Origin of the sequence: Collimonas arenae, assembly GCF_001584165.1 — a bacterium.
Classification (GTDB): Bacteria; Pseudomonadota; Gammaproteobacteria; order Burkholderiales; family Burkholderiaceae_D; genus Collimonas; species Collimonas arenae.
Map to the genome: position 1 here is coordinate 1,112,217 of NZ_CP013233.1, position 24,995 is coordinate 1,137,211.

The 24,995-nt window shown below is 53.9% G+C and carries 20 protein-coding genes, 1 tRNA gene and 2 pseudogenes; 11 read left to right on the forward strand and 12 right to left on the reverse strand.

From position 1 onward, the window contains the following. The first annotated feature begins 174 nt into the window (after positions 1-174). Both CAter10_RS23410 and CAter10_RS23415 read left to right on the forward strand, forming a co-directional pair. Positions 175-1,863 carry a toprim domain-containing protein gene (locus CAter10_RS23410; RefSeq protein WP_236905498.1) on the forward strand — a complete coding sequence of 563 codons (1,689 nt, stop codon included), beginning with the start codon at positions 175-177 and terminating at the stop codon, positions 1,861-1,863. Positions 1,864-2,047: 184 nt separating this feature from the next. Further along, positions 2,048-2,851, forward strand: a complete 804-nt coding sequence (locus CAter10_RS23415) for a hypothetical protein (protein ID WP_236905499.1) — start codon at positions 2,048-2,050, stop codon at positions 2,849-2,851. A 239-nt stretch (positions 2,852-3,090) separates the two neighbouring features. On the opposite strand, the gene CAter10_RS05230 is transcribed toward CAter10_RS23415, so the two are convergent. After that, positions 3,091-4,107, reverse strand: a complete 1,017-nt coding sequence (locus tag CAter10_RS05230) for a site-specific integrase (protein WP_061532583.1) — start codon at positions 4,105-4,107, stop codon at positions 3,091-3,093. Positions 4,108-4,215: 108 nt separating this feature from the next. On the opposite strand from CAter10_RS05230, the gene CAter10_RS05235 reads away from it, so the two are divergent. After that, positions 4,216-4,290, forward strand: a tRNA-Arg gene (locus CAter10_RS05235). 547 nt (positions 4,291-4,837) lie between these two features. Here the strand turns inward: CAter10_RS05235 and CAter10_RS05240 are convergent. After that, complete coding sequence (locus CAter10_RS05240) at positions 4,838-5,470, reverse strand: class I SAM-dependent methyltransferase (protein ID WP_061532584.1); 633 nt, start codon at positions 5,468-5,470, stop codon at positions 4,838-4,840. A gap of 182 nt (positions 5,471-5,652) precedes the next feature. Next, positions 5,653-6,401: pseudogene (locus CAter10_RS05245) on the reverse strand (SDR family NAD(P)-dependent oxidoreductase); the annotation flags it as partial. Between the two features lie 157 nt (positions 6,402-6,558). On the opposite strand from CAter10_RS05245, the gene CAter10_RS05250 reads away from it, so the two are divergent. The 3 genes from CAter10_RS05250 (at position 6,559) to CAter10_RS05260 (ending at position 8,970) form a co-directional block, all read left to right on the forward strand. After that, on the forward strand, positions 6,559-7,137 hold the full coding sequence (locus CAter10_RS05250) for a TetR/AcrR family transcriptional regulator (protein ID WP_061532585.1): 579 nt from the start codon (positions 6,559-6,561) through the stop codon (positions 7,135-7,137). A gap of 219 nt (positions 7,138-7,356) precedes the next feature. Then, the gene (locus CAter10_RS05255) at positions 7,357-7,656 is read left to right on the forward strand and encodes an SDR family oxidoreductase (protein WP_236905500.1); all 300 of its coding nucleotides are present in this window, start codon (positions 7,357-7,359) and stop codon (positions 7,654-7,656) included. 333 nt (positions 7,657-7,989) lie between these two features. Further along, the gene (locus CAter10_RS05260; protein WP_061532586.1) at positions 7,990-8,970 is read left to right on the forward strand and encodes a proline dehydrogenase family protein; all 981 of its coding nucleotides are present in this window, start codon (positions 7,990-7,992) and stop codon (positions 8,968-8,970) included. A gap of 269 nt (positions 8,971-9,239) precedes the next feature. Here the strand turns inward: CAter10_RS05260 and CAter10_RS05265 are convergent, their stop codons facing one another. The 3 genes from CAter10_RS05265 to CAter10_RS05275 all read right to left on the reverse strand — a co-directional run bounded on the left by CAter10_RS05265 (position 9,240) and on the right by CAter10_RS05275 (position 13,424). Further along, complete coding sequence (locus CAter10_RS05265) at positions 9,240-10,415, reverse strand: porin (protein WP_061532587.1); 1,176 nt, start codon at positions 10,413-10,415, stop codon at positions 9,240-9,242. Positions 10,416-10,959: 544 nt separating this feature from the next. Further along, positions 10,960-11,664, reverse strand: coding sequence for a response regulator transcription factor (locus CAter10_RS05270; protein WP_061532588.1), 705 nt, complete (start codon positions 11,662-11,664; stop codon positions 10,960-10,962). Positions 11,665-12,179: 515 nt separating this feature from the next. Continuing rightward, on the reverse strand, positions 12,180-13,424 hold the full coding sequence (locus tag CAter10_RS05275; RefSeq protein WP_061532589.1) for a M20/M25/M40 family metallo-hydrolase: 1,245 nt from the start codon (positions 13,422-13,424) through the stop codon (positions 12,180-12,182). 158 nt (positions 13,425-13,582) lie between these two features. Between CAter10_RS05275 and CAter10_RS05280 the strand changes: the two genes are divergently transcribed. Beyond that, on the forward strand, positions 13,583-14,653 hold the full coding sequence (locus CAter10_RS05280; RefSeq protein ID WP_128082989.1) for a hypothetical protein: 1,071 nt from the start codon (positions 13,583-13,585) through the stop codon (positions 14,651-14,653). A gap of 73 nt (positions 14,654-14,726) precedes the next feature. On the opposite strand, the gene CAter10_RS05285 is transcribed toward CAter10_RS05280, so the two are convergent. Then, a complete protein-coding gene (locus tag CAter10_RS05285; protein ID WP_061532591.1) occupies positions 14,727-15,491 on the reverse strand; it encodes an MHYT domain-containing protein in 765 nt (254 codons plus the stop codon). Between the two features lie 470 nt (positions 15,492-15,961). Between CAter10_RS05285 and CAter10_RS05290 the strand changes: the two genes are divergently transcribed. Next, a complete protein-coding gene (locus tag CAter10_RS05290; protein ID WP_061532592.1) occupies positions 15,962-17,869 on the forward strand; it encodes an ATP-binding cassette domain-containing protein in 1,908 nt (635 codons plus the stop codon). A gap of 106 nt (positions 17,870-17,975) precedes the next feature. Next, positions 17,976-18,539 (forward strand): GNAT family N-acetyltransferase, encoded by a 564-nt coding sequence (locus tag CAter10_RS05295; protein WP_061535170.1) that lies wholly within the window; start codon positions 17,976-17,978, stop codon positions 18,537-18,539. Between the two features lie 10 nt (positions 18,540-18,549). On the opposite strand, the gene CAter10_RS05300 is transcribed toward CAter10_RS05295, so the two are convergent. Both CAter10_RS05300 and murJ read right to left on the reverse strand, forming a co-directional pair. Then, entirely contained in the window at positions 18,550-19,401 is an 852-nt protein-coding gene (locus CAter10_RS05300) for a SirB1 family protein (protein ID WP_061532593.1), read from the reverse strand. Between the two features lie 102 nt (positions 19,402-19,503). Further along, positions 19,504-21,053: pseudogene (murJ, locus tag CAter10_RS05305) on the reverse strand (murein biosynthesis integral membrane protein MurJ). 311 nt (positions 21,054-21,364) lie between these two features. On the opposite strand from murJ, the gene rpsT reads away from it, so the two are divergent. Further along, positions 21,365-21,631 (forward strand): 30S ribosomal protein S20, encoded by a 267-nt coding sequence (rpsT, locus tag CAter10_RS05310; RefSeq protein ID WP_061532594.1) that lies wholly within the window; start codon positions 21,365-21,367, stop codon positions 21,629-21,631. A 252-nt stretch (positions 21,632-21,883) separates the two neighbouring features. Here rpsT and CAter10_RS05315 read toward each other — a convergent pair whose 3' ends face one another. From CAter10_RS05315 to CAter10_RS05325, 3 genes are all read right to left on the reverse strand, one after another. Then, the gene (locus CAter10_RS05315) at positions 21,884-22,345 is read right to left on the reverse strand and encodes a DUF192 domain-containing protein (RefSeq protein WP_061532595.1); all 462 of its coding nucleotides are present in this window, start codon (positions 22,343-22,345) and stop codon (positions 21,884-21,886) included. A gap of 141 nt (positions 22,346-22,486) precedes the next feature. Then, positions 22,487-22,708, reverse strand: a complete 222-nt coding sequence (locus CAter10_RS05320; RefSeq protein WP_061535171.1) for a hypothetical protein — start codon at positions 22,706-22,708, stop codon at positions 22,487-22,489. Between the two features lie 204 nt (positions 22,709-22,912). Then, positions 22,913-23,482: a pseudouridine synthase gene (locus CAter10_RS05325; RefSeq protein WP_061532596.1), complete on the reverse strand. Its 570-nt coding sequence runs from the start codon at positions 23,480-23,482 to the stop codon at positions 22,913-22,915. Between the two features lie 144 nt (positions 23,483-23,626). Here CAter10_RS05325 and icd point away from each other — a divergent pair, with 144 nt between their 5' ends. After that, entirely contained in the window at positions 23,627-24,880 is a 1,254-nt protein-coding gene (gene icd / locus CAter10_RS05330) for an NADP-dependent isocitrate dehydrogenase (RefSeq protein WP_061532597.1), read from the forward strand. Positions 24,881-24,995 lie beyond the last annotated feature (115 nt).

Below are 24,995 nucleotides of genomic sequence, written 5' to 3' on the forward strand. Positions count from 1 at the left end.
GTACACCATCCTCCACGTCATATGCCGTCTTTCCAGCTTCCCCGTCCTTGGCAAGACGTGGTTGTGGCGCCATGCAATTGAGTCGTTGATATCCCGTGTATCTGAACCCAGGACGGTCCGTGATGTGGTCATGTTCACGCCATCCGTGGCGAATGTCGACGTCGGGTGATCGCCATGAACCCATCCTTACATGCCGACATCCATGCCCGTCTGGCTGAATTCAATTTCAAGCCGGAAAAACAGGGCTATCTGCGCAGTGGAACTTGTCCACAGTGCCAGAAGAAAGAGTTATACATTCATGCCGACCATCCCTGGGTATTGCGCTGTGGCCGCCTGAATAACTGCGGTTGGGAGAGCCACGTCAAAGAGCGTTATCCAGAATTGTTTGACGATTGGAGTAAGCGCTATCAGACGCCGGAGACGAGCAATCCACTGGCAGCTGCCGACGCCTATATGCAACATGGCCGAGGTTTTACTCTGGCACGGGTGCAAGGTTTATATAAGCAGGAGAGCTACTACGATCCAGAACTGAAGATTGGAAGCGCCACCGTGCGGTTCCCGGTCGCCGATGGCTATTGGGAGCGTTTGATCGACAAGCCGCAGCGCTTCGGCAAGAAGAAGGCCAGATTTAGCTTTGGTTCCCATTATCAGGGTAGATTCTGGTCGCATCCGTCGCACAGCCTACAAGCTGTTAAAGAGCTCTGGATTGTAGAGGGCATCTTCGATGCCATCGCCCTGGAGCATCATGGGATAGCGGCGGTATCGATCATGAGCTGCAACAATTATCCCGCCCAGTCGCTACAGGATCTGCGTGATGCACGTGGCAACCAGGGTTGTCGCCTGGTGTGGGCGCTCGATGGCGATGCCGCCGGCCGCAGCTTTACGACCAAACACATTGAGCGTGCACGTGAGGCAGGGTGGGAGTGCACCGCTGCGCAGATCCCGCAGAACGATAAAGTCAAACTGGACTGGAACGATTTACATCAGCGCGACAAATTGACCGCTAAGGATATCGAGAACTATCTGTATCACGGCGCCTTGCTGATTGCCGGCAGCGCCAGCGAAAAAGCCTTACTGATGTACGGCAGAGACAATAAGCTGGAATTTGACTTTAGTTTCCGCAATCGCCTGTTCTGGTTTGATCTGAATCTGGTCGAATACAACAAGGTCATGGAGCAATCGGATAAGGATGGTGCCGACTGTCGCCTGTCGGAGGCTGCCAAGCGAGAAAAGGCGCTGTTCGCCAGCCATAGCATCCGACCTATTGCCAATTGTAATCCGACGCCACTGTATTACCAGAAGAACGAATTGACCGATGAAGCCTGGTATTACTTCCGGGTAGATTTCCCGCACGATGGCGCGTCGATCAAGAACACGTTTACTAGTGCCCAGATTTCCAGCTCGGCCGAATTCAAGAAGCGCCTGCTCGGGATTGCTCCTGGTGCGATGTTCAGTGGCACCAGCGCGATGCTGGATCGCATGATGGAGCGTGACTTGTTTCACATCAAGCGGGTCGAAACCATCGACTATATTGGCTACAGCAAAGAATACGGCTGTTATGTGCTGGATGACGTCGCGATTAAGAATGGCGCGCTGCATGACATCAATGGCGAGGATTTTTACGACTTGGGGCGCATTTCCGTCAAATCGTTGAATCGCTCGGTGACCCTCAAAATCAATCGCGATCCGGATGGTTACACTACTGAGTGGGTGGATCTGCTTTGGAAAGCCTTTGGTGCGAAGGGAATGGTTGCCCTGACGTTCTGGTTTGGGGCGTTGTTCGCTGAGCAGATCCGGCAACGCAAAGCTCCTATCCCTTCCTGGAAGTGGTTGGCAAGGCCGGTGCCGGCAAGTCGACCTTGATCGAATTCCTGTGGAAGCTGTTTGGTCGCATTGGTTATGAGGCTTCGATCCGAGTAAATCCAGTCTGGCTGCACGTGCGCGGAACTTCTCGCAGGTCTCTGGCTTACCTGTTGTACTGATCGAGTCTGATCGCGAGCGCATGGATGGCGAGAAGAGTCACGTCAAATCATTTGATTGGGATGAGTTGAAGACAGCATATAACGGCCGTTCCACGCGTGCGCGCGGCATGAATACCGGCGGCAATGAGACTTATGAACCGCCGTTTCGCGGCGCGATCGTGATTTCGCAGAACAACCCGGTCAATGCCTCAGAGGCGATTCTGTCGCGGATCGTTCATCTGTATTTCGATTTGACTACGCAGACACCGGAGTCCGGTGAGGCTGCCGATGCGCTGAAGTTCATGCCTGGCGAGAATGTGTCCGGCTTCATTCTGGCTGCGACCAGAAAAGAGAAGGAAATCATGGCGACCGTGGCCGAACGCACGGCAGTCTATTTGAAAGAACTGCGAATGCGTCCAGAGATCAAGATGCCGCGCCTGGTGGAAACCCATGCGCAGATGCTGGCTTTGACGGATGCACTGGCTTTGGTGATCAAGCTGACATCGGAGCAACAGAAGGCTATACGGGAACAGATCATCATCATGGCTGGCGAACGGCAGCAGGTGATTAACGACGACCATGTGCTTGTGCAGGAATTCTGGGAGGCATTCGACTATCTGGATAGCAATGACATGCATCGCTTAAATCATTCTCGCGATCCGCAATTGATTGCGGTGAACTTGAATCACTTTGTACAGATCGCCGCAGAGCGTCGACAACAGATTCCTGTGATTGGCGATCTCAAGAAAGTGTTAAAAACTAGTCGCCGGCGCAAGTTCCTCGATGTGCGCGTGGTCAATAGCCAGATTCGCGCCAAAGAAAGCCTCAGAGCCAGCACAGCAATGAAGTGCTGGGTATTTCAGAACGATATTAGTAAGGGGCAGGTATGAGTTTAATGACACAGGCGTTTATCGTTGAGCGTTTCGGCCTGCGTTTGAATATCGAACAGCTATCAGGATTGCTAGGAATAACTAAGGGCGCGCTTTATAACCAATTAAGTGCGGGGACTTGTCCTGTAAGAACCTATATTGATGGCGGGAAGCGATGGCAGACTATCGAGATGTTGCTACACATCTCGACGAATGTCGCGAGTCGGCGGTTTAATGACGGCCGGGAAGGGCAGTATGAGTTACGAAAGTATTTCTGCTGCCTTTTCTGGTCTATGGAGGTCTTCAGGTTTCAAGTTTGTGTAGCGCCGCAAATGGCGCCAGTCCTTATGGCCGGTAACTAGCGACACTTGCTGTATTTCGTACCCCTCCTCAAATAGGCGCGATGTGCCTTCGTGCCGCAGATCATGAAAATGTAGATCCGGAATGCCGAGGGTGTCGCAGGCTTCTTTGAAATACTTCGACATCGTCTGTTCATGAACTGGGAAAATTCTGTCGTCATCACGAGATTGGCTTTGTACGATATCCCACGCCTCACCCAGCAGCGGCACCCACTGATCATTGCCTTGCTTTTTTCGAGGATCTTTCCGATCGCGCACTAGCGCCAATTTTTTATCGGGATCCAGATCTGACCATTGCAATTTAACTATTTCGCCACGCCGCATAGCCGTGGCAATAGCAAAGCGAACGATGTCGCTATATGGTTGTTTGAGTTGTTGAAGTAGGCCGGCAATCTCATCCTCCGTTGGTCGACGTTCTCGCTTACCACCCCCGCCAATTAAGCCTAAATGATTCAGAAGAGGTCGAGCTTGGCCTGTAACGTCTGGAAGTGCAATTTTTAGGAATGAGCCGGTATAGCGCATAACGGTACCGAGCTTGCTAATTTCCATATTGATCGTATATGGGCCAGCCCCTTCTTCTTTGCGCATTTTGCAATATGAGACCAGATCTTGGTTCGACAGTGCTCCCGCGCGCTTATCGCCCAGCCCCTCGGAGAGGCGGCGCAGCATGTAATGTTCGTTTGACGTGTCTGTTACGGGGCGGGAGTGATCGCGAAGATCGCGGTACGACTGTATCACTTCATTCATACGTAGTATGCCCGGCTCTGCTACAATTTCGCCGCGGTCAATCTCGGCTTCGCGTTGTCGTGCCCAAGCTTCGGCTTGTGCTTTGGTCTGGAAGGTTTTACACAATCCTTTGTGGCCTTTGCGACGTATCAGTGCGCGCCAAGAAGTGCCGATTTTTACTATGCTTGCCATGTATCACTCTCCGTATCACTTTGTATCACTGCTAATGTGAAGTGGGATTATATAGGATGAGCTCTTCATAGGAGAAGTCGGTTAGAAAGTGATGTAAATTTATCCAATCTCGCCATAGTTCAATGGATAGAACGAGTGCCTCCTAAGCGCTAGATACAGGTCCGATTCCTGTTGGCGGGACCAAGTCCTCTTTTTCCAATCTCGGCTAATTGACCGTAAGCTACGTATGTAAAGGCTTTCCGGCGTTTATCTCCCTTTCCGCCAGCCCGCAAAAAAGTAATTCTCCACGTTTTACCGGCACCGTTTGCGAAAATTCTACGAACGAATTACGAAATGGCATCATTCAAAAAAAAGATGGGAATGTCTAGCGCGTTCAGCTTTACGTCCAAGGACAACGAGATTCGGGTGCGTTCGTCACCAAGGCCCAGTCGACAGCTTGGGCGGCTAGACGCTTAATTGATGGCCTGACATTTCATGACTCCGCCATGAAGCGATCACTCGATTTGCAAAAAAACGCGATGACCTGAAGTTGGCGAGAATAGTCGGATATCGTGATCTTCGTATATTGCAGATTTCTTACGACGAAACTGCTGCCGAACTGAGCGAACGCTTGGGCTGATCGCAAATGCAGGCGGACGGCAGCAAATGACCCCAAGGACACGGTCACGGATGTCCGCTTTCGGGAAGTGAAATTCGCAACCGGACCAGGCAAGGGCGGCGCCGTGACCTGTCAGGGCTTCACGAACCGATAGGCGAAGCGATCGGTCCTGCCCTTGATCGACGGATCGAACGCCTTGATCGAGTGCAGATCGCCATTGTTCGCGAGCATGATGCTCTCCGCGTCCAGTACGAAACCGGCCGCCTCCACCTCCTCGCGAACGGATGCAGGCTCAATCCGATGCAGCGACTGGGCGTCGCTCGTGCCCGCCCCGAAGGCGGCAGCGTGGTCTACGATGACGTAGTATCCACCAGGCTTCAGCCGCTCGTAGACGGCTCGATTGAAGTGGGCCGCCGTTGCGCCCCGAGCCTGCATCAGTTCGGTGTGGAGATCGTGGTAGAACAGGTGCAACCATAGGACGTCCGCTGGTTGCGTGGCCTTCGGCATCGCCACGAGGTCCGCGGAGACGGCTTCGACGTTCTCTCGGCCCGGCTCCTTCGCGAGCGTCCGCATGCGGCCTAGCGGATCGTTCTTGAAGTTGGCGACTTCGGTTGGCACGAAGCTGTAGACCCGTCCTCCGGGTCCCACGATGTCGGAGAAGAGACGTGTCCAGTCGCCGTCGCCTGGGTAAACATCGATGACGGTAGAACCCGCAGCAACTCTTGCGAACTGGATCAACTCAGATAGTTTGGATTGTTCGTACATCGGGAATCTCCGTTACGGTTGAGTATAGGTAAACGCCTTAGCAAAAGCCTGGCTGATATTGCCGATTGCTACAATTGCATAGCCCATAATGTTTCTCCGACCTTATGTTCAAACTAAAGTGTGCGAAACGTGGTCCCACGACTGGCGGGGCTTGTGGGCCAGCCGCGGAGCACAACGGGGTCAGACCTGCGCCATGCCCCATCGACGGCGAGATCCACGCCGGTGATGTAAGAACTTTCATCGGAGGCGAGGAACGCGACCGCTGCCGCGATTTCCTCGGGCATGCCTCTGCGGCCCATTGGGATCTGCGTGGTGAACTGTGCGACTGCCTGCTCGGCCTGTTCAGCGGTAAGGCCCGTCGTCGTCGCCAAGGCCGGTGTGTCGATTGCTCCGGGACTCATCGAATTCACACGAATCTTGCGATCCTTTAGTTCCATCGTCCAGCCGCGCGCGAAGTTGCGCACTGCCGCCTTACTCGCGGCGTAAGCAGTGAATCCTGGAAGCCCGAGGACGTTGGAGACCGAAGAGTTCAGGATAATGGAACCGCCGTCTTTGAAGAGGGGAAGGGCCTTCTGTACCGTAAAGAACATTCCCTTCACGTTCACGTCGAAGGTCTGGTCAAAATGGGCCTCAGTAGCTAACGCGAGCGGTGCGATTGTCCCTGCGCCTGCGTTCGCGAAGAGAACGTCGATGTGACCATGTTTTTCTTTCACGACGGCATACAGCCGGTCCAGGTCTTCCAGGCGCGACACGTCGCCCACGACCGTCGTAACGTTTCTCTTGATGGCGGCGGCGGCCTCCTTCAACTCTTTCTCTCGTCGCCCAGTAATCACGACGTGCGCACCTTCTTCCACGAAGCGCTTGGCTGTGGCCAAGCCAATCCCGCTGCTCCCACCGGTGATAACTGCAACTTACCTTCTAATTTATTCACGACTTTCACCTTTCGTTTGCGCTGTAAGGCAGCGCCGCTGTTCCCATCGGTACAAAGGCGCTGTATCATTTGGATCAGAGATCCAGATCCTGATTCGCAGTATCTGAACCAGTGATCCGATTATATGGATCAGTGAACCGTTTGTCAAGGAGCACTCATGCGAGCCGACGCCAAAAAAAATTACAACCATCTACTTGCAGTCGCGCACGACGTTGTCGCCCAGCACGGTGTCGACGCCTCCATGCGAGATATCGCCCGCCGGGCTGAGGTTGGGTTGGCCACGCTGCTACGTCATTTCCCGACGCGAGAAGCCTTGTTTGAAGCCTTGTTGTGTACGAATCTAGACGAACTGACGCAGAAGGCAGGCGAACTTGAAACGTCGAATTCACCTGCCGAAGCGCTCGTGTCTTGGTTTCGTGAATGGATGGCATTCGCGCAAAGCTATAGGGGCGTCGTCGCCCTGATGGCGGCCGCCCACACGAACCCGGACTCCGCTCTTTATGCTTCATGCGCAGCGGTGCACTCAGCGAGCGCGCGACTACTGCTCCGTGCCCAGGCCGAGGGAACGGCGCGCACCGATATGAATGGGGACGACCTGTTCGGCCTGATGGCGGCGCTCGGCTGGCTTGTCGACCTACCGTCATTCGCGCCACGGGCCGATCATCTCGTCGACATTGTCACTAGCGCCATCCTGCCAAATCGGTCGAGCAATAATGCCAAAAAGGCAGCGTGTTGAACCAGTTCGACGTAGGATGGCCATTGCCGAGACGTTGAGCGAGTGTGCAATATAGGTTGATCAACGGGCCCGTTAGAGAATCGCAGAGACCAACAGCCCGTGCCACGTTTTGTCGCGCGCACGCGGCATTCAGGCGATTGGGGCCGTGTGAAAGACTGATCATGGCCGGTCACAGACGTTTGACAGGATGTATTAATCTAAATTGAAGGCGGCTGCCCATTGCTTATAGAGGATCGCAAGATTCGTGTGAATTCGATGAGTCCTGGACCAATCGAAACTCAGGCTTTGGAGAAGGCGGGGCTCACAGATGAACAGGCAGAACAGGCCGCAGCTCAGTTCGCCTCGCAAGTTCCGCTGGGCCGCAGAGGCAAGCCTGAGGAAATCGCTGCCGTCGTCGTGTTCCTTGCTTCCGATGAAAGTTCATATATCACCGGCGTGGATCTCGCCGTCGATGGGGCATGGCGCAGGTCTGACATGAAGATGTCTTCGACACATGACTGCGACCCATTCGGCGCCTGAGACAGGAGTCTGCTGATTGGCTGTTGAGAAAAATTCTATGGATCCAAAATGAAACGGCGGATGCTCCCACGAGCATCCGCCATTTTTTTCGCACGTCCATGACTTACAAGTCTGATGGTTGCCGCGTGAAGGAGCTTGCGGCCTATCGTGCCGATGTCCCTCGTGTTCGCGTGCATGAGGCCGTAATTGGCGGGCCGTCAATGGTAATGCGATAATAGTTTTCATTAGAATGTCTTTGAGCCCTAGAGCAAAGACTCAATATGCAACGTCGAATGTGTCGACAGAACAGTCTCTGATCCTAGTGGTGCAAGTAAAAAACGAGGAAATAAATCAATGGTTACGCAGACAAGCGTTTTTGGTGCGCAGTCAACGTCTGAAAAATTACCGCTGCTAGCGGCAGATGCGCTAAGAAAGATCGCACGCGACGAGGGACTCAAAGCGCAAATAGAAAACGATCCAGTGCTATTTGGAATTCTCAAACGCGCGGCCGACCGATACATTGGCGGCAGCACCTTAGCGCAATGCATTCAGACGATACAGAACGTTAATGCACTTGGCCACGCCGCCACTGCGGACTATATGGGGGAGAGCACGCGAAATGAAGCCAAGGCAGTGGCCGAGACGGAAAAGTTTTTGGAATTGAACACAGCAATACAAGCCCATGACTTGAACTGCACCATCTCACTCGATCTTTCTCATATCGGCCTTGCCGTTGATCCTGCCCTAGGCATTGCGAACGCCGCAAAAATTGCCTTGGCCGCGCGCGCGATTGGGCGCGAAGTCATTATCAGCATGGAAGGATCGGAGCGCACGGATGCAATTCTTGCCGCACATGCTGAGCTGTGCCGGGAATTCGATAATGTGGGCATTACCTTGCAAGCGCGCCTGTTGCGTACCGCAGCTGACATTCAAAGTGTGCTCCAGCGCCCCGGAAAAATCCGTTTGGTCAAAGGTGCCTATGACGAGCCTGAGTCGCTGGCCCATCCTCGGGTGAGCGACGGCTTGACCACCGCATTCCGTGAATACACGCAAACGCTACTGGCAAGCGAGCATGAGTGCTCGATTGGTACGCATGACAGCCAACAACTTGAATGGGCGCATGCCTTCATTCAATCACAAGACTTGTCGACAAAGCACTTTGAGTTCGAGACCCTTTTAGGCCTGGGTCCCGAACAGTCTGCCCGCATGCGAGAGCTGGGTTTACCGACGCGTCAATACATTGTGTACGGAAGCGAATGGTTTCTGTATGTTTGCCATCGCATTGCCGAGGATCCGCCAAGGTTGTTCCAGGCCTTGGCAGACGTTATCGGCTGACATCGCGGGTGAACCGAACTCGTTAATCTGTTGTACAGATTGAAGCGCGCGTGTCGCAACCGGTCAGCAAGAAAATCAAGACCGGTAGCGACTTCAAAAAATCGGCCTATTCTGTTCACGGGACCAAATCCATTCTCTCTAATTTCCGTTAATTGGCCGCGACCATACGCATGTAAAAAAGCGCACATGGCAGGCCATGCGCGCTTTTCGTGTTTCTGACGAGTTCCTATCTTCCGTGTGACACCGCGGAAGATCGGGATGCGTGAAAGTTAGAACTTGTGACGGATACCAACTGCAATCGAAGTCTGGCTGTCGTTGGTCGCTCCGGTACTGTCGCCATAGACACCAGGATTGATGGTGTCGTTAGCGCGCAGGTTCGAAACGAATGCATACAGATCAGTGCGCTTCGACAGGAAGTAATCCGTACCCAGGTTAAATTGGGTCAGGCGACCCTTTGGCGCGCCGGCATCTGCAAATGTCAGCTTGTCATACTGAACGCTGGCCAACAGGTGCAGAGGTGCTGTAACGGCGTAGTTCACGCCCAGTTCGAAGATATCGGTCTTGGTGTTGTTCAGGCCGCCAATGATGAAATTGCCCGGTGTGATCGAAGTGGAGACGCCTTGGATGTAGCCGGAATCGGCAGCCAATGGCTGCTTGACGCGCGACCAGTTGCCGTACAGACGTGCTGGACCAGCTTGGTAGCTAGCGCCCAACGAGAATGTCTTCAAAGCCGTATCGCCTGGGTTGCCGACGAATGCTGGAGCGCTGTTGGTCAGGGAAACGTCGCTAGGTGTAGTACCCAGTTTCGATTGGTAGTAAGCAGCGAACAGACCCAGTGGGCCGTTTGCGTACTGACCGCCGAGACCGAATGATTGACCGCTCGATGTTTGGCCAGCTGTTTCGCCGAAGCCGTAGATTGCGCTAGCTGTGAAGCCCGATACGTCTGGTGTGTTGTAACGGATCGAATTGTTGGTACGTGTACCTTCCAAACGGTCCAGGTTATGGCCAACTGCACCAGTCACGCCGCCGAAGTCTTGAACCGAAGTCCATTGGCTAACGTCGTCCAGGATGTCAGTTTGACGACCCAGCAGAACGGAACCGAAGTTGCCGCCCAGACCAACCACCGATTTACGACGGAACAGAGTTGTGGAACCCTTGTCGCCTTGCAGTGCGCCGGTGTCGTTCGAGAAACCGGCTTCCAACTGGAACAGCGCCTTCAGACCGCCGCCCAGATCTTCAACGCCCTTGAAACCCAGGCGCGAACCTTGGATGATGCCGGAGTTGACGCTGAATTTGCTGCCGGTGTTGCCGGTCGTGGTGTTCAACACTGGATTGCTATAAACAACACCGGTGTCAACGATGCCGTAGATGGTGACCGAACTTTGAGCTTGTGCAGCACCTGCGATTGCGCCGAGTACGGCCAGTGCGATGAGTGATTTCTTCATTTGACGTCCTTTATTTGAAAAACTGTCTTAAGGATCCGTACAGCGTGTCGGATAGGTGAACATTAGAGGCTATCGCATTAAATGTATGGTCTTTTGTCTGCTGTGTCGCCATGTCTGGGTGAAACGTTACTGACTTTGTTAAATACGTTGTATTTATTCGTGATATGGAGAAAAAAGATTCGATGCGTCGGTCGCAAACCTTGTTGTTCTGCGGCTGAGCGAGCGTTAAAAATAATCGTGGATATGGGCAGGCATGACGGTAACGGTCAAACGGCGGGTCATATATTTTCCTGTTTTAGAAAAATTGAATGAAAATTTTTAGTGTGGTTTTTTTTAATGGGTAGTGCGATACAAAACGAAATATGCGCACGGATTTATGCCAAGACGCAAGCGAAATGGCATTGGATCGGTTACAGGTTTGAATCAGCTCCGCTCAGTCGCAAAGTAGAAAATGGCAAGGCGTTTTGATGCGAGAAAATGAGCGGAGAATGGCGCGATATAAAAGCTATAGGCTGTTACAAATGACGGAAATTGTCTGTCGTGCTCATGCTTCAGCATCGCCTCGGAACAACTGTTCCAGCCGATAACCAAAATTGTAGATCGGCGTGATCTGATAGCCATTTTCTGGGCGCAGTTGCAACTTGCTTCGAACTTTGGCGACATGCGTGTCCATGCTGCGAGAGGAAATTTTGAAATTGCGCGGCCATACAGCCTCGAGAATGCAGGCTCGAGAAAGAGGTCGTCCGAGATTGCGGAAAAACAGTAGCGCCAAATCGAACTCCTTTTGCGTGGTCTCGATTTCTTTGCCGGCGCGCGTCAGGCGATGGGCCTCGGTTTCGAATACATAATCGCCAAATGCGATCTGCTCATTGGAGTTTTTTGCCGGATAGGCGCGTCGTAACAGGACCTGCACTCGCGCAATCAGTTCGCTGCGCCGGATCGGTTTGATCATGTAATCGTCTATGCCCATCATCAGGCTTTCGACGATTTTATCTTCGTCGAAGCGGCTGCTGATGAACAGGATGGGAAGATTTTTCGGCAGTCTGTCGCGTACCCAGTGGACCAGCTTGGGGCCGCTGATGTCCTGGCTCTGCCAGGCCAATACCAGCATATCGTAGCTCTCGCGATGCAACTGGCTCAATATGTCATTCCCATTTTGAAATGGGTGGCAAACATGTCCACCTGATACCAGTGTTCTGCAAACGGAATCAGTTTGTCCAAGGTGGTCGTCAAGAACGGCAATTTTCATATTTCGGGTGCTTGGTTAAGAGTACCGGAGCGATGCGATCAATGTATCCGGACTCCGTTTGCGTCACATTAAGTTACGCAAAATGGTTTCTTGATGCTGCGTGATTTGATACACGCTTGCTTCGCTGGCGAATCTGTTCGGAGAATTAGAAACGTTGAGTTACATTCGCTGAGCAGGGTAAATCACATTTTTTTCAAGCTCTAAATTAGCATTGAAAACTCAGATAAATAGGTCGAAATACGTTACTTATGTAATCAGTTGTTTCTGCCGCCGCGGCGCTTCCGGAAATAGGGAAAGGGCGAACAAGATAATATTTCAGGGATTCGGCAGCTGCCGCGAGTTCGTTGCTACATGCGGCTCGCCGGTGGTTGTGCGGTATGCAGGATGAGGCTTGCGAGGAAGTTTTTTGCTTGAGATGCCGGTTCCGATTTTGTCTTTTTGAAAAAATCAGAACCGGAGCAGCGGGTGAAGTCGAGTAATGCAATGCTGGCGACATGGCGTCGCCCGGCTGATTGCTATTTGCGGCTGCTCAAGTCCATCAGCATCCGAGTCAGCAAATAAAATCGCGGTACAACACTGTCGACTTCGGCGTACTCTTCCGGTGTGTGAATGCCACCGCCGACAATGCCGAAGCCGTCCAACGTCGGTGTGCCGACACCGGCGGAGAGACTTGCATCCGCTGCGCCGCCGCTGCCTTCCAGCGTCAGTGTGCGTCCCAATTCTGCATAGATAGCTTGTGCCTTGGCTGCCAGTGCGTCCGATTGCGGATTCTTCGGCATCGGCGGGAAGCCGCGGGTCAGTTTGGTGCTGACTTGCGTATCGGGAATCAGTTTTTTCTGCGCAATCTTGGCCAGGTCTTGTTCTACCCGATCGAATTCCTCCGGCACCGCGACCCGCACATCGGCGAAGGCCGTAGCGTGATCTGGAATCACGTTCTTGGAACCGCCGGCATTGATCACCGTGAAGTTGACGGTAGTGTGCTTGTTAGGGTTGCCCAACTGCCCTAATTGCAAGACTTGATGCGCCACTTCCATTGCCGCATTGCGTCCGCTTTCCGGCGCCACGCCCGCATGGGCGGCTTTGCCGATGACATCGACTTCGGCCGTACCGCTGCCTTTGCGCCAAATTACCAAGCCGTCGGCCGGACGACCGGGCTCCAGATTCAAGGTGACGTCATGTTGTTTGGCAATTTTCTCGATCAGTGTGCGCGAGCCGGCTGAGCCGGTCTCCTCATTGGTGTTGAGCAAGAAAGTGATCTGCCCGTAATCGGTAAAATGCAACTGCTGCAGGATTTTCAGCGCATACAGGCCGGCGACGACGCCGCCCTTGTCATCCATCACGCCGGGCCCGTAAGCCCGCTTGTCCTTAATGTAGAACGGCCTGGCTTTGGCTGCGCCAGCCTTGAATACCGTATCCATGTGCGCCATCAGCAAAATCTTGACCTGTCCGCTGCCACGCAATGTTGCAACAATGTTGTTGCCGACGGCGGGTGTGGCCGGATAGGTTTCGACTTGCGCCCCGAGCTTTTTCAATTCCTCGATCACGATCGCGCCGACTTGCTGCAGGCCTTGTTCATCGGCGGTGCCGGAGTCGATGTTGACCAGGCGCTCCAGCAACTTCAATGCATCATCCTTGGATTGCTCGGCCTTTTCATAGACCGGTTGATATGGTTCGGCCAGTGCTGCAGGGGCGGCGGCGCCAAGGAGAACGCCGAGACTCAGGCTTGAGATCAATGCGGGACGTGTAAAGCGAAACTTCATTGTGTTCTCCTTTTTTTCATGGGTATTGCTGCACAAAGACGGCAGGTGTTGTGAAATGAATCATGATGCTATTGGAGAATATTTTTAATAGGATAAATCAAACATGAACTATTCGATCGTTTTTCATATCAAAACGTAATTGCATATATGCTGCTGATATGGGAATCGCTATGAAAACAATAAAAGTCCGAAGCGTAGTCCTAGCTTGTGCATTGTTTGGTCTTGCGCATGTTCTGTGCCAGGCTGCAGACGTATCCCCAGCGACGGGCATCGACGGATTCAACGGCTATGCCGCTGCATCACTTGGCAACGGCATCATCTACGGTCTGGGCACGACCGGACAAAAGCCGATGCGCTGGCGTGCTGCAGAGATTCGCTTCGGGCAGGATGTTGACTTGTTCGGGCTGCGATCGAGCGGCTATCTGTCTCAGGGTGATACAACCCGGCTTGACGTGGTCTATTACAACGAGGGCCACCCAGATAACAACCACCGCGATGGTTACGCGCTGCAAATGGTCTTCCGCAAGAAGCTGCAGCCGCATCTTGATCTGGAACTAGGCGGTGGCCCGTATTTCAGCATGAACCGGTCCACCATCAATGGCACTGAACTGGATGACGGACGCATGGGCGCGCTGTTGTCGGTGGCGTTGCTGGCCCGCCTCGATCAGTATTCGCCAGGTTTGAGCATCCGCATCGGCTATAACCACGCGGTGGTGCCCGGCGCGCCATCATCGGATGCCTTACTGGTTGGGATAGGCAAGGAGTTCGGTGGCGGGCAGGCAAGCGCACCTGATTTGACGGAACGCTTACCGGTGTGGCTGTCAGCGTCGGGCGGCTTCGCCCAGACTAATCAATCCGGGCCGGGGAAACGATTCAGCTATGCATTGGATGCAAAGACTTATTTTGGACAATGGGCGGCATCAGTGTCGGGGATTGAGGAAGGAGATGACGGCGTGCGCGTGAATCGCCGGGGGATTGCCGCACAAGGCTGGTACGTACAGCCGATCACCGAGAACTGGTCGCTTAGCGCCGGCGCCGGGCCTTATCTGGCGACCAACAAGCGCCAGTCCGACAGCACGACGTTGAACGGTTTGTTCACGATCCAGCTTGACCGCAACCTCGGTAAAAACTGGAAGGTCTTCGGCAGCTTTGGCCGGGCGGTCACTTTCACGAACAAAAACGATGCTGACCTGATGACGGTCGGTTTGAGCAGGCGTTTTGATTTTTAACCGCAGTGTGCGGCGAATCCTGCCAGCTGCAGGCTGACGCAATAGTCATCCTGCAGCGAACCGCCAATCCTGCTTATCGCAAGCTGTCGGCAAGCTTGTTCTCGTCCATGCTGCGTCCCAAGACCACCCAAAAAATGCACAGCGATAGCATGCCAGCTACGGCGTACACCGAGACATCGAGATAATTGCCGCCGATTTTCAGTGGGATCAATGGCGCGTCGGCAGTGCAGATCATATTGGCAGAGTACATGCCGACATAATGCATGCTGGAAACCGCCAGTGCCATTACCAGGGCGGCGGCGACACGATGCAACAGTTGCGTCAAGTTGAAGGCCAGCCACAATGCGGCGGCAGCGGCGACTATTGCGATCACTGCAGAAATGAAGACGGTGGCAGGATTCAAGGACATGGTGGCACGCAGATTCATTGCATACATGCCCATGTAGTGCATCACGCAGGCGCCGAGGCCCGCCAGCAGACTGCCGGCCAACCAACCGGATGCCTTGAATTTGCCGTGCCCGCCTGCCAGGTATAGCGCAATACCGGAAATCGCAATGGCTGCGATCAGGGATGCTCCGGTCAGCACGGCATCATACGAAATCGGGACAGATAAACGATACGCCTGCATGGCAAGGAAGTGCATCGACCAGATGCCAATCCCACCCAGAGACGCTGCTGCGCAGATGGTCATTCCCCAGTCAAGGCTGCCATCTTTGCGGAACATCGATTTGGCACATTGCAGGGCTAGCAGCGCGCCCCAGAAAGAAATCAAATAAGACAACAGAACTAAGGCAGCATCGTATTTTGGTGTTAACAACTGTCCTAACAATGGTTCCATGACTTTCTCCCTGGTTAATCAAACTGAATGACAAGAGAGGCGTTGCCGCATCTCTTGTGTTTGTCTTTAGAACAATATTTTTCTAACTCAGTACAATTGAAATCCATACGGAAAATGCTGTTTAACCCCCTGATCTCTATAGTTTCCAAGTGGAAATAATATAAGACGGAAATTTCGTTGTGGCAACTTATTTTGGCGGCGGTTCGGGAGAGTGGATTTTTGTATAAGCGGTGACTGGCGTCGCTGCAGAATATTCCGTATCCGACGCCACTGGTCTTATCGACGGCCGGCTACGTGCATATGGCGGAGATGCAAATTAGTGTAGATAAGCGGGAATTTTGCGTAGTACAGGTAAGGTACAATATGCGGTTCATTCATCCTATATTGACTGCGCGTTGCCAGCGTCGTGTGCCGCCGAATGCGGACACGACGCTACCGCAGATCTTTCTTTTTCTGGTCTCATCCAAATTATGGCAGTCATTTCTATCACCAATGCGCAACTCGCATTCGGTCACGTCGCGTTGCTGGACCGCGCGGAATTCTCCCTGGAAACGGGAGAGCGAGTCGGCCTGATCGGTCGTAACGGCACCGGCAAATCTTCACTGCTCAAAACCATTGCAGGCGTCTCCAAGCTGGATGATGGCCTGATGGTCATGCAGCAAGGTATCAAGATCGCGTATGTCGACCAGGAGCCGCATTTTGATGAGTCGATGTCGGTATTCGACGCCGTGGCCTCGGGCATGGGCGAGATGCAGGCATTGCTGAACGAATATGACGCGCTGACCGGGCAGTTCGGCGGTGATAACGATGACGCCATCATGGAGCGTATGCATGAGATCCAGAGCAAGCTCGATGCTGCCGATGCCTGGAGCCTGACCAACAAGGTCGAGACCACGCTGGATCGCCTGAACCTGAATAAAGACCTGCTGATGGGCCAGCTCTCCGGTGGTATGCAAAAGCGGGTGGCACTGGCTTGCGCGCTGGTCAGTACGCCGGATGTGCTGCTGCTCGATGAGCCGACCAACCATCTGGATTTCAGCTCGATCATGTGGCTCGAAGGCCTGCTGCGCGACTACAAGGGAAGCGTGCTGTTCATCACCCATGATCGCAGCTTTCTCGACAATGTCGCTACCCGCATCATTGAACTCGATCGCGGCCGTCTGCTGTCTTTCCCTGGCAACTTCACGGCGTATCAGGTGCGCAAGGCCGAGCAGCTGGAGATCGAAGAAATCGAAAACGCCAAGTTCGACAAATTCCTGGCGCAGGAAGAGATCTGGATCCGCAAAGGCGTGCAAGCGCGTCGCACCCGCGACGAAGGACGCGTGCGCCGGCTGGAAGCGCTGCGTCTGGCGCGCAGTGCACGTCGCGACCAGCAGGGTCAGGTCAAGCTGGACGTATCGTCCGGCGAACGCTCCGGCAAGATCGTGGCCGAGCTGACCAACGTCAACAAGGCCTATGGCGACAGAGTCATCGTGCGCGATTTTACCGCCACCATCATGCGCGGCGACAAGGTCGGCTTGATCGGCCAGAACGGCGCCGGCAAGACCACGCTGTTGAAACTGATTCTTGGCGTCGACCAGCCTGACAGCGGCACTGTCAAGCAGGGCACCAAATTGCAGATCGCGTATTTCGATCAGATGCGCGCACAACTGAACGAAGACGCCAGCCTGGCCGACACCATTGCCCCGGGCAGCGACTGGGTCGAAATCAATGGCCAGCGCAAGCATGTGATGACTTATCTGAACGACTTCCTGTTTGCGCCGGAACGCGCGCGTTCGCCGGTCAAGTCGCTATCGGGTGGTGAGCGTAACCGCCTGCTGCTGGCGCGCCTGTTCGCCAAGCCGGCCAACGTGCTGGTGCTGGATGAGCCGACCAACGACCTCGACATCGATACGCTCGAACTGTTGGAAGAACTATTGGAAGACTACGAAGGCACAGTGTTCCTGGTTAGCCATGACCGTACCTTCCTCGACAATGTCGTGACGCAAGTGATTGCCGCCGAAGGTGATGGCATGTGGCGCGAATATGTCGGCGGCTATACCGACTGGGAACGTGTGCGCCCGAGCCAGGCAGCATTGATTGCCAAGGCCAAGAGCGAAGCCAAGGTCGAAGTAAAGGCGGAACCTGCGCCAGCGGCCGCGCCGAAGCAGAAGAAATTGAGCTACAAAGAGCAGCGCGAACTCGAAGAGTTGCCGGTGTTGATTGCCAAGCTGGAAGCGGAGCAGAAGGAAATTTCCAGCCAGTTGGAAGATCCGGACCTGTACAAGAAAAAGCCGGAAGAAGTGAAGCGTTTGAATGACCGTTTCGCGGAAATCGATGGCTTGCTGTTGGAAAGCCTGGAGAAGTGGGAAGTGATCGAGGCACGCAGCAAAGGTTGATCCAGGTCGGCAGCCGGCATCGCTGGCGATCAGGGAAGAAGGGCGCCAGTGTTGGCGCCTTTTTTATGATGCTTATCGTTCGCACAGATTTCCTGGAGTTTGCATGATGACGACCAATCCAACAGAATTTCCATCGATCCAGACCGATCGGTTGTTATTGCGCGAAATCGTCGCGACGGATGCCAATGATCTGTTTGCTATTCATGGCGATCCCGAGCTGATGCGCTGGTTCGGTACCGACCCGCTCAAGGATATCGCTGCTGCGCATGGTTTGATCAAGGCCTTTGCCGGATGGCGCCTGCAAGAAAATCCTGGTGTGCGCTGGGGCATCCAGATCAGGGGACAGCCGCGGCTGCTAGGCACATGTGGGTTGTTTCGCTGGGACCGCAACTGGCGCAAATCTATGCTCGGTTATGAACTGGCGGCACAAGCGCAAAAGCAGGGCGTGATGTTGGAAGCAGTAAGCGCCGCTCTGTCATGGGGCTTCGCGCACATGGAATTGAACCGGATTGAAGCACAAATCCATCCGGACAATCATGCTTCACTCAAATTGGCGCGACGTCTGGGATTTGTAGAGGAGGGGCGCTTGCGTCAGGCAGGATACTGGCGAGGCGAATATCACGACTTGCTGCAATTCTCGCTGCTACGTGGCGAGTGGTCGCCACGCTGACAAACACTCATCAATTCAGCCGCCGGCACGCCTCGCGCAATTCGGCGGCTTGCTGCTGCAGTTGCTCGGCATCCGCCGCCAGCGGCCGTTGCGCCAGATAATTTTCCAGATCTTCCAACGCTGCTTGCGGACAATCCAGCTGGGAGTAGGCTTGCCCGCGGTCGCGCCGTTCGACGGCGTCGCCAGGCAATAAGATCAGCAGTCGCTGCTGTACTTCCAACAGCCGCTGCCATTGTTTATTTTGCTGAAAGATTGCTTTCAGGTTGCGTAGCATGCGGACCAGGATGTCGTGCGGATGTGCCGCCTGCAGATAGGTGATCAGAGAAATGCGGCTGGCTGCGCGTTCCGCATCGCTACCGGTCGGCAGATAAGGTTCGAGCCGTTCTTCGAGTTCCTCGCGGGACAGGCTGGCGCCATTGGCAGGGTCGATCATGATGTCGCCCGACGGGATCGTCAGCTTCATCAGGAAATGGCCCGGGAATGACACCCCCTTGACCGGCAGGCCGATCTGCTGCGCCAGTTCCATATACACCAACGCCAGCGAAATCGGGATGCCGCGCCGCTTGGCAATTACGCGGTGTAGGTAACTGTTATCGACGTCATAGTAATGATTGACGTTGATCGCAAATCCCAGTTCCTGGAAGAAGAAGTGGTTCAACAAGCGCAGCTTCTGGATCGCCGACGCATCCGATGGCAGGCGTTGCCGCAAAGTATTCGCCAGACGGTCAAGCTCGTTTTGCGGCGCGTCGAAATCCAGCTTGGGATAGGCATCCTGCGCAATCGCCAGCGCCGCCTCAAACAAGGGTACATCGTTGGCTTGCTGCACCAGCGAGGTAAAGTAATCTAGAGATGTGATCGTCATGACTCTATCCTAGCAAATTAATTTCCCGCCGCGATTTACAGACCTTAAATTTCACTTAAGTCAACGACGCCGACTTATTTGCAACATTCTCTTGCCGCTTGCTCAACGTGCAATACGCTTGAAGTCGCGGAAGCGAAAACCCATTGCCAATAAGGCACCGAAGTAGGTGACACCGCAAACCGCCAGGACGGCCAGCAGCGCGCCAACCCGTACCAGTGAATTGGTATGCGGGCCGACCCAGTCGAACTGATTTGCGCTCCACAATGCAACTGCCGCCATCAACAGCAGTGCAGTGAACAGGCGGATCAGATATTGAATCCAGCCCTTTTCTGGTTTGTAGATGCCGCGCCGCATCAGGCTCCACAGCAAGAAGCCTGCATTCAGGCAGGCGCCGATACTGATCGACAACGCCAATCCTGCCACAGCGAAGATTGGCACGAAGATGTAATTCATCGCCTGGGTTGCGATCAGCACGCCGATGGCGATCTTGACCGGAGTCCGGATGTCCTGTTTGGCATAAAAGCCGGGGGCCAGAATCTTGACCACGATCAGTCCGATCAGGCCGACACCATAGGCGATCAACACCTGGCTGGTAACGGCGACCGAGGCGGCGTCGAATTTTCCGTGTTGGAACAAGGTTGCTGTCAGCGGAACCGATAATGTCGCCAGGCCAATGGCGGACGGCAGCGCCAGCAAGAATGTCAGGCGCAGGCCCAGTCCAGCAGCGACGAATATTCATGGCGGTCGTTGTCGGCGTTGGCCTTGGTCAGGCTGGGCAGCAGGATGGTGCCCAGCGCCACGCCCAGCAGGGCGGTCGGAAACTCCATCAGGCGATCGCCATAGGTCAGCAGCGAGACGCTGCCGTTGCCCAGGCGTGAAGCGATGTTGGTGTTGATCAGCAGGCTGAGCTGGGCAGCTGACACTGCAAATACCGCCGGCCCCATTTTTTTCAGGACCCGCTGGACGCCGGCATCGCGCAAGCCGGTCATCGGATTGAAGGCAATCCGCGGCAGCATGCCGATCTTGATCAGCGCCGGGATTTGAAGTGCCACTTGCAGCACGCCGCCGACCAGCACCGCAAACGCCATCGCGTAGATCGGGTGTTCCAGATACGGGGCAACAAATAGAGAGGCGACAATAAATGCCAAGTTGAGCAGCACAGACGTGAAAGCGGGAATCTTGAATTCGCGCCACGTATTGAGAATGCCGCCCGCCAACGCGACAAAGGACATGAAGCCGATATACGGAAACATGATTCGCGTCATGAATACCGAGGCATCGAATACCTGTTGATTGCCTTTCAAGCCCGAGGCAATGAAATAGACGAAAACTGGGGTGGCCAGGATGCCGATGATGCAGGTCAGGACCATGGCCCAGGTCAGGACGGTAGCGACATGGTCGACCAGATCTTTGGTCACCAGATCGCCTTTCTGGTTCTTGTATTCGCCCAGGATCGGCACGAAGGCTTGCGAGAAGGCACCCTCGGCGAACAGCCGGCGCAGCAGATTTGGAATACGGAAGGCGATGGCAAATGCATCTGTATAGCCGTCGGCGCCGAATGCACGCGCATACAGGATTTCGCGAATCAGTCCCGTCACACGCGACAACATGGTCATGCCAGACACGGTGGCAAGCGTTTTATGCAAGTTCATGGAGCGGCATTATAGCGGTAGCCGCAGAGCAGCCGCAGCTTCGTGGAATTTGCTTAGTATCACAGTAATGTTTCAGGCGTCTTCCCGTAGCGGGAGGCCTTGAGGGCGTCGTAAAAGGTTGCGAGAATGCGACAGTTGCTGCCCGTCATGTCTGCAAATGTGCATTCTTGCGACAGAATTGCTACGAAAGCAAGAGCAGTTTGCCTGTTTTTCAAAAGACGGTTATAATCCGTGGCTTTACAGAATTCTGCGTCGCGGTCTGGTTTGTTTATGCCGCGTAAGCATTCCCGACCTCGTTTTAGGAAATATAAATGGCAAATACCGCACAAGCACGTAAGCGTGCTCGTCAAGCAGTTCAGCAAAACCTGCACAACTCCAGCCAGCGTTCGACTCTGCGCACAGCAATCAAAGCTGCTCGCAAGGCAATCACTGGTGGCGACAAGGCTGCAGCAGCCGTGGTTCTGCAGAACTCCGTATCGGTTATCGACCGTATCGCTGACAAGAAAATCATCCACAAGAACAAGGCAGCACGCCATAAGAGCCGTCTGAACGCAGCTCTGAAAGCGCTGGCAGCTTAATAGTATTTGTCGGGCGGCCCTGGTCGCCTAGCATTGCTAGCTTGTTGTTGGATTAAGAAAAACCCTGCATGGCGCATGTCATGCAGGGTTTTTCTGTTTGGCTTGGCTTTTAGTCTTCAAAGTGGATGGCGCTCAAACTGCCTGATCCGCAAGCCATTCAAATGAAGCACTTGTCTTCGCCGGCCTCGCGTTGCGAGAGTGGCGATGGCAATCCAGTGGCCTGTATCCTTTGCCGGTCGATATCGATATTTGTTATTGTGGCAAGCCGTCAATGACGGTGCCTGGCTTGATGTTCTTTTCCTTGAACCAACCCTTGTTCATCTCCAATGCGTAAGATGCGGCGCCTGCGGCGCAATGTGAATCGAGCGTCTGCGCCTTCATTTCCTCAACATTCAGGATCACGCCCTTTTTGTCGATGAAAGCGACCGACAGCGGGATCAATGTGTTCTTCATCCACATGCAGATGCCCGCCGGCGCATCGAATACGAACACCATACCTTCGTTGGCCCCCATTTTTTTGCGGAACATCAGGCCTTGCTCGCGCTCTGCTTCGCTGCGCGCGACTTCTGCCTTGATGACATGGATACCGATATTGAGTGGCGCGGTCGGAAGTGTTTGATATTCCTGCGCTGCTGCCGGCAACGATGCAAAAGCGCAGGCAGCGAGGGATGCTGAAATGATTGCGGCGAACGGAATCAGGCGATTTTTTCTCATGTTATTTCAAGGCTCCTTTGGGGTATGGCGATTATACAGAGAGCAAAATCGGGAGGGAGTCTTTGGCGCGGGAGAATATTGTTTCAGGACGTAAAAAAAAGGCAGGACGCGCCTGCCTTTCTCTTGAAGCTGATGCTGGAATTACTTGGCAGCAGGAGCGGCTTCAGCTGCTGGAGCTTCAGCTTTTGCAGCCTTGGCTGCTTTCTTTGCTTTCTTGACTTTGTGTGTAGTCTTCTTGGCTGCAGGTGCCGACGCTTCAGCAGCGGCAGCAGCAGGAGCTGCTGGTGCAGCAGGAGCTGCGTCAGCAGCGAAAACGGAAGTAGCGAACAGGCCGGCAACCAGGGCAGCGATCAGTTTAGTCATTTTGTATTCCATTCAGTTAGCGAGTTAATCAATTCATGATTCACTTGAATCACTACGATTAACGACGCTCGAAAACAGATGGTTGACACTGTTCTCCAAAAAAATCATTTATATGTTTCTAAATGTATCTGCCGTGTGTGCAGACATCTATCGCATCTGCGTCAATGTCTGCATATGTAGATGTGGGTTGAATAGGGTTATCCGCTATTTCACCGGAGTGTTCAAATCGGAAGGATCGATTTCCATCGATTCACCGGGCCACAGCGGATGACTTTGCAACGACACTTGACCTATTGCTAGCCTGACCAAGCGCAGCGTGGGTAATCCGACGGCGGCAGTCATGCGTCGTACCTGGCGGTTTTTCCCTTCGGTGAGCGTCAGCGTCAACCAGCTGGTCGGCTTGTCGTGGCGCTCACGAATCGGTGGATCGCGCGGCCACAACCAATCCGGTGCTTCGACCTGGCTTACCCGGCACGGCATCGTCACGAAATCGCCAAGATCGACCCCATTGCGCAAGCGCGTCAGCATCGCCTGATCGGGAATGCCTTCGACCTGGCTCAAATATGTCTTTGGCTGTTTCAGCGCCGGGTGACTAATATTGTGTTGTAGCTGGCCGTCATCGGTCAGCAGTAGTAATCCCTCGCTATCGGCATCTAGGCGTCCCGCTGGATAGATATTGGGGATGTTGATGTAGTCAGCCAGTGTTTCGCGGCTGGGATGTGCCGAGAACTGGCACATGACTTGGAAGGGCTTATTGAATAGGATCAGAGGCATATACCCGTAGTGTCGCAAAAACATAGCGTCTAGTAAAATACTAGTGCATAATACAAAACGATGTCTTATGTCTTATATAAGACTTGATAGTTTTGAAACTTGACCCGCCGAGCCGACTTTATCGCCTCAACTCCGGAGATTCTGATGTCCCAACATATCAAAGTGCCTGCAGAAGGCAAAAAAATCACCGTCAACGCCGATTTCTCGATCAACGTCCCAGACAACCCGATCATTCCTTATATCGAAGGCGATGGCACCGGCCTGGATATCAGCCCGGTCATGATCAAGGTTGTCGATGCAGCTGTTGCCAAGGCATACGGCGGAAAACGCAAGATCAGCTGGATGGAAGTGTACGCCGGTGAGAAGTCGACTAAAGTTTACGGCCCGGACGTCTGGTTGCCGGAAGAAACCTTGGCTGCGGTGCGTGATTATGTTGTTTCGATCAAGGGACCATTGACGACGCCTGTTGGCGGTGGCATCCGTTCGCTGAACGTGGCTTTGCGTCAGGAGCTGGATCTGTACGTCTGTCTGCGCCCAGTGCGCTACTTCAAAGGCGTGCCGTCGCCTGTGCGTGAGCCGGAAAAGACCGACATGGTCATCTTCCGCGAAAACTCGGAAGACATCTATGCTGGCATCGAATGGCAGGAGGGTAGCGAGGGCGCCAAGAAGCTGATCGACTTCCTGATCAAGGAAATGGGCGTCAAGAAAATCCGTTTCCCCAACACGTCGGGCATTGGCATCAAGCCGGTTTCGCGTGAAGGCACAGAGCGCCTGGTACGCAAGGCAATCCAGTACGCGATCGACAATGACAAGCCATCCGTGACGATTGTCCACAAGGGCAATATCATGAAGTTTACCGAAGGCGGCTTCCGTGACTGGGCCTATGCACTGGCGCAAAAGGAATTCGGCGCCGAGCTGATCGACGGCGGCCCATGGGCGAAATTCAAGAATCCGAAGACCGGCCGCGATATCATCATCAAGGATTCGATCGCTGATGCGTTCCTGCAACAAATCCTGTTGCGTCCAAACGAATACAGCGTGATCGCAACCCTGAACCTGAACGGCGATTACATTTCCGACGCGCTGGCGGCACAAGTCGGTGGCATCGGCATCGCTCCGGGCGCCAACCTGTCGGATTCGGTAGCGATGTTTGAAGCTACCCACGGCACAGCGCCAAAATATGCCGGCAAGGACTACGTGAACCCAGGTTCGCTGATCCTGTCGGCGGAAATGATGCTGCGTCACATGGGCTGGCTGGAAGCGGCTGACCTGATCATCGAATCGATGCAAAAATCCATCACTTCGAAAAAGGTCACTTACGACTTCGCACGGCTGATGGAGGGGGCTACGCAGGTTTCATGTTCCGGTTTCGGGGACGTGATGATTTCGAATATGTAATTTATTGTTATTTTCGAAAAAGCCAGAACATGTTCTGGCTTTTTTTACGTCTGTACATTTTCGGTTTGCCCATAAAAAAACCTCACCGAAGTGAGGTTTTTCACAAAAGCTGCTT

Excerpts from the sequence above, each read along its gene's own strand:
- CAter10_RS23410 (WP_236905498.1), top strand. The coding sequence starts at position 175 with ATGAACCCATCCTTACATGCCGACATCCATGCCCGTCTGGCTGAATTC.
- CAter10_RS05230 (WP_061532583.1), bottom strand. The coding sequence starts at position 4,107 with ATGGCAAGCATAGTAAAAATCGGCACTTCTTGGCGCGCACTGATACGT.
- CAter10_RS05240 (WP_061532584.1), bottom strand. The coding sequence starts at position 5,470 with ATGTACGAACAATCCAAACTATCTGAGTTGATCCAGTTCGCAAGAGTT.
- CAter10_RS05250 (WP_061532585.1), top strand. The coding sequence starts at position 6,559 with ATGCGAGCCGACGCCAAAAAAAATTACAACCATCTACTTGCAGTCGCG.
- CAter10_RS05260 (WP_061532586.1), top strand. The coding sequence starts at position 7,990 with ATGGTTACGCAGACAAGCGTTTTTGGTGCGCAGTCAACGTCTGAAAAA.
- CAter10_RS05265 (WP_061532587.1), bottom strand. The coding sequence starts at position 10,415 with ATGAAGAAATCACTCATCGCACTGGCCGTACTCGGCGCAATCGCAGGT.
- CAter10_RS05270 (WP_061532588.1), bottom strand. The coding sequence starts at position 11,664 with ATGAAAATTGCCGTTCTTGACGACCACCTTGGACAAACTGATTCCGTT.
- CAter10_RS05275 (WP_061532589.1), bottom strand. The coding sequence starts at position 13,424 with ATGAAGTTTCGCTTTACACGTCCCGCATTGATCTCAAGCCTGAGTCTC.
- CAter10_RS05280 (WP_128082989.1), top strand. The coding sequence starts at position 13,583 with ATGGGAATCGCTATGAAAACAATAAAAGTCCGAAGCGTAGTCCTAGCT.
- CAter10_RS05285 (WP_061532591.1), bottom strand. The coding sequence starts at position 15,491 with ATGGAACCATTGTTAGGACAGTTGTTAACACCAAAATACGATGCTGCC.
- CAter10_RS05290 (WP_061532592.1), top strand. The coding sequence starts at position 15,962 with ATGGCAGTCATTTCTATCACCAATGCGCAACTCGCATTCGGTCACGTC.
- CAter10_RS05295 (WP_061535170.1), top strand. The coding sequence starts at position 17,976 with ATGACGACCAATCCAACAGAATTTCCATCGATCCAGACCGATCGGTTG.
- CAter10_RS05300 (WP_061532593.1), bottom strand. The coding sequence starts at position 19,401 with ATGACGATCACATCTCTAGATTACTTTACCTCGCTGGTGCAGCAAGCC.
- rpsT (WP_061532594.1), top strand. The coding sequence starts at position 21,365 with ATGGCAAATACCGCACAAGCACGTAAGCGTGCTCGTCAAGCAGTTCAG.
- CAter10_RS05315 (WP_061532595.1), bottom strand. The coding sequence starts at position 22,345 with ATGAGAAAAAATCGCCTGATTCCGTTCGCCGCAATCATTTCAGCATCC.
- CAter10_RS05320 (WP_061535171.1), bottom strand. The coding sequence starts at position 22,708 with ATGACTAAACTGATCGCTGCCCTGGTTGCCGGCCTGTTCGCTACTTCC.
- CAter10_RS05325 (WP_061532596.1), bottom strand. The coding sequence starts at position 23,482 with ATGCCTCTGATCCTATTCAATAAGCCCTTCCAAGTCATGTGCCAGTTC.
- icd (WP_061532597.1), top strand. The coding sequence starts at position 23,627 with ATGTCCCAACATATCAAAGTGCCTGCAGAAGGCAAAAAAATCACCGTC.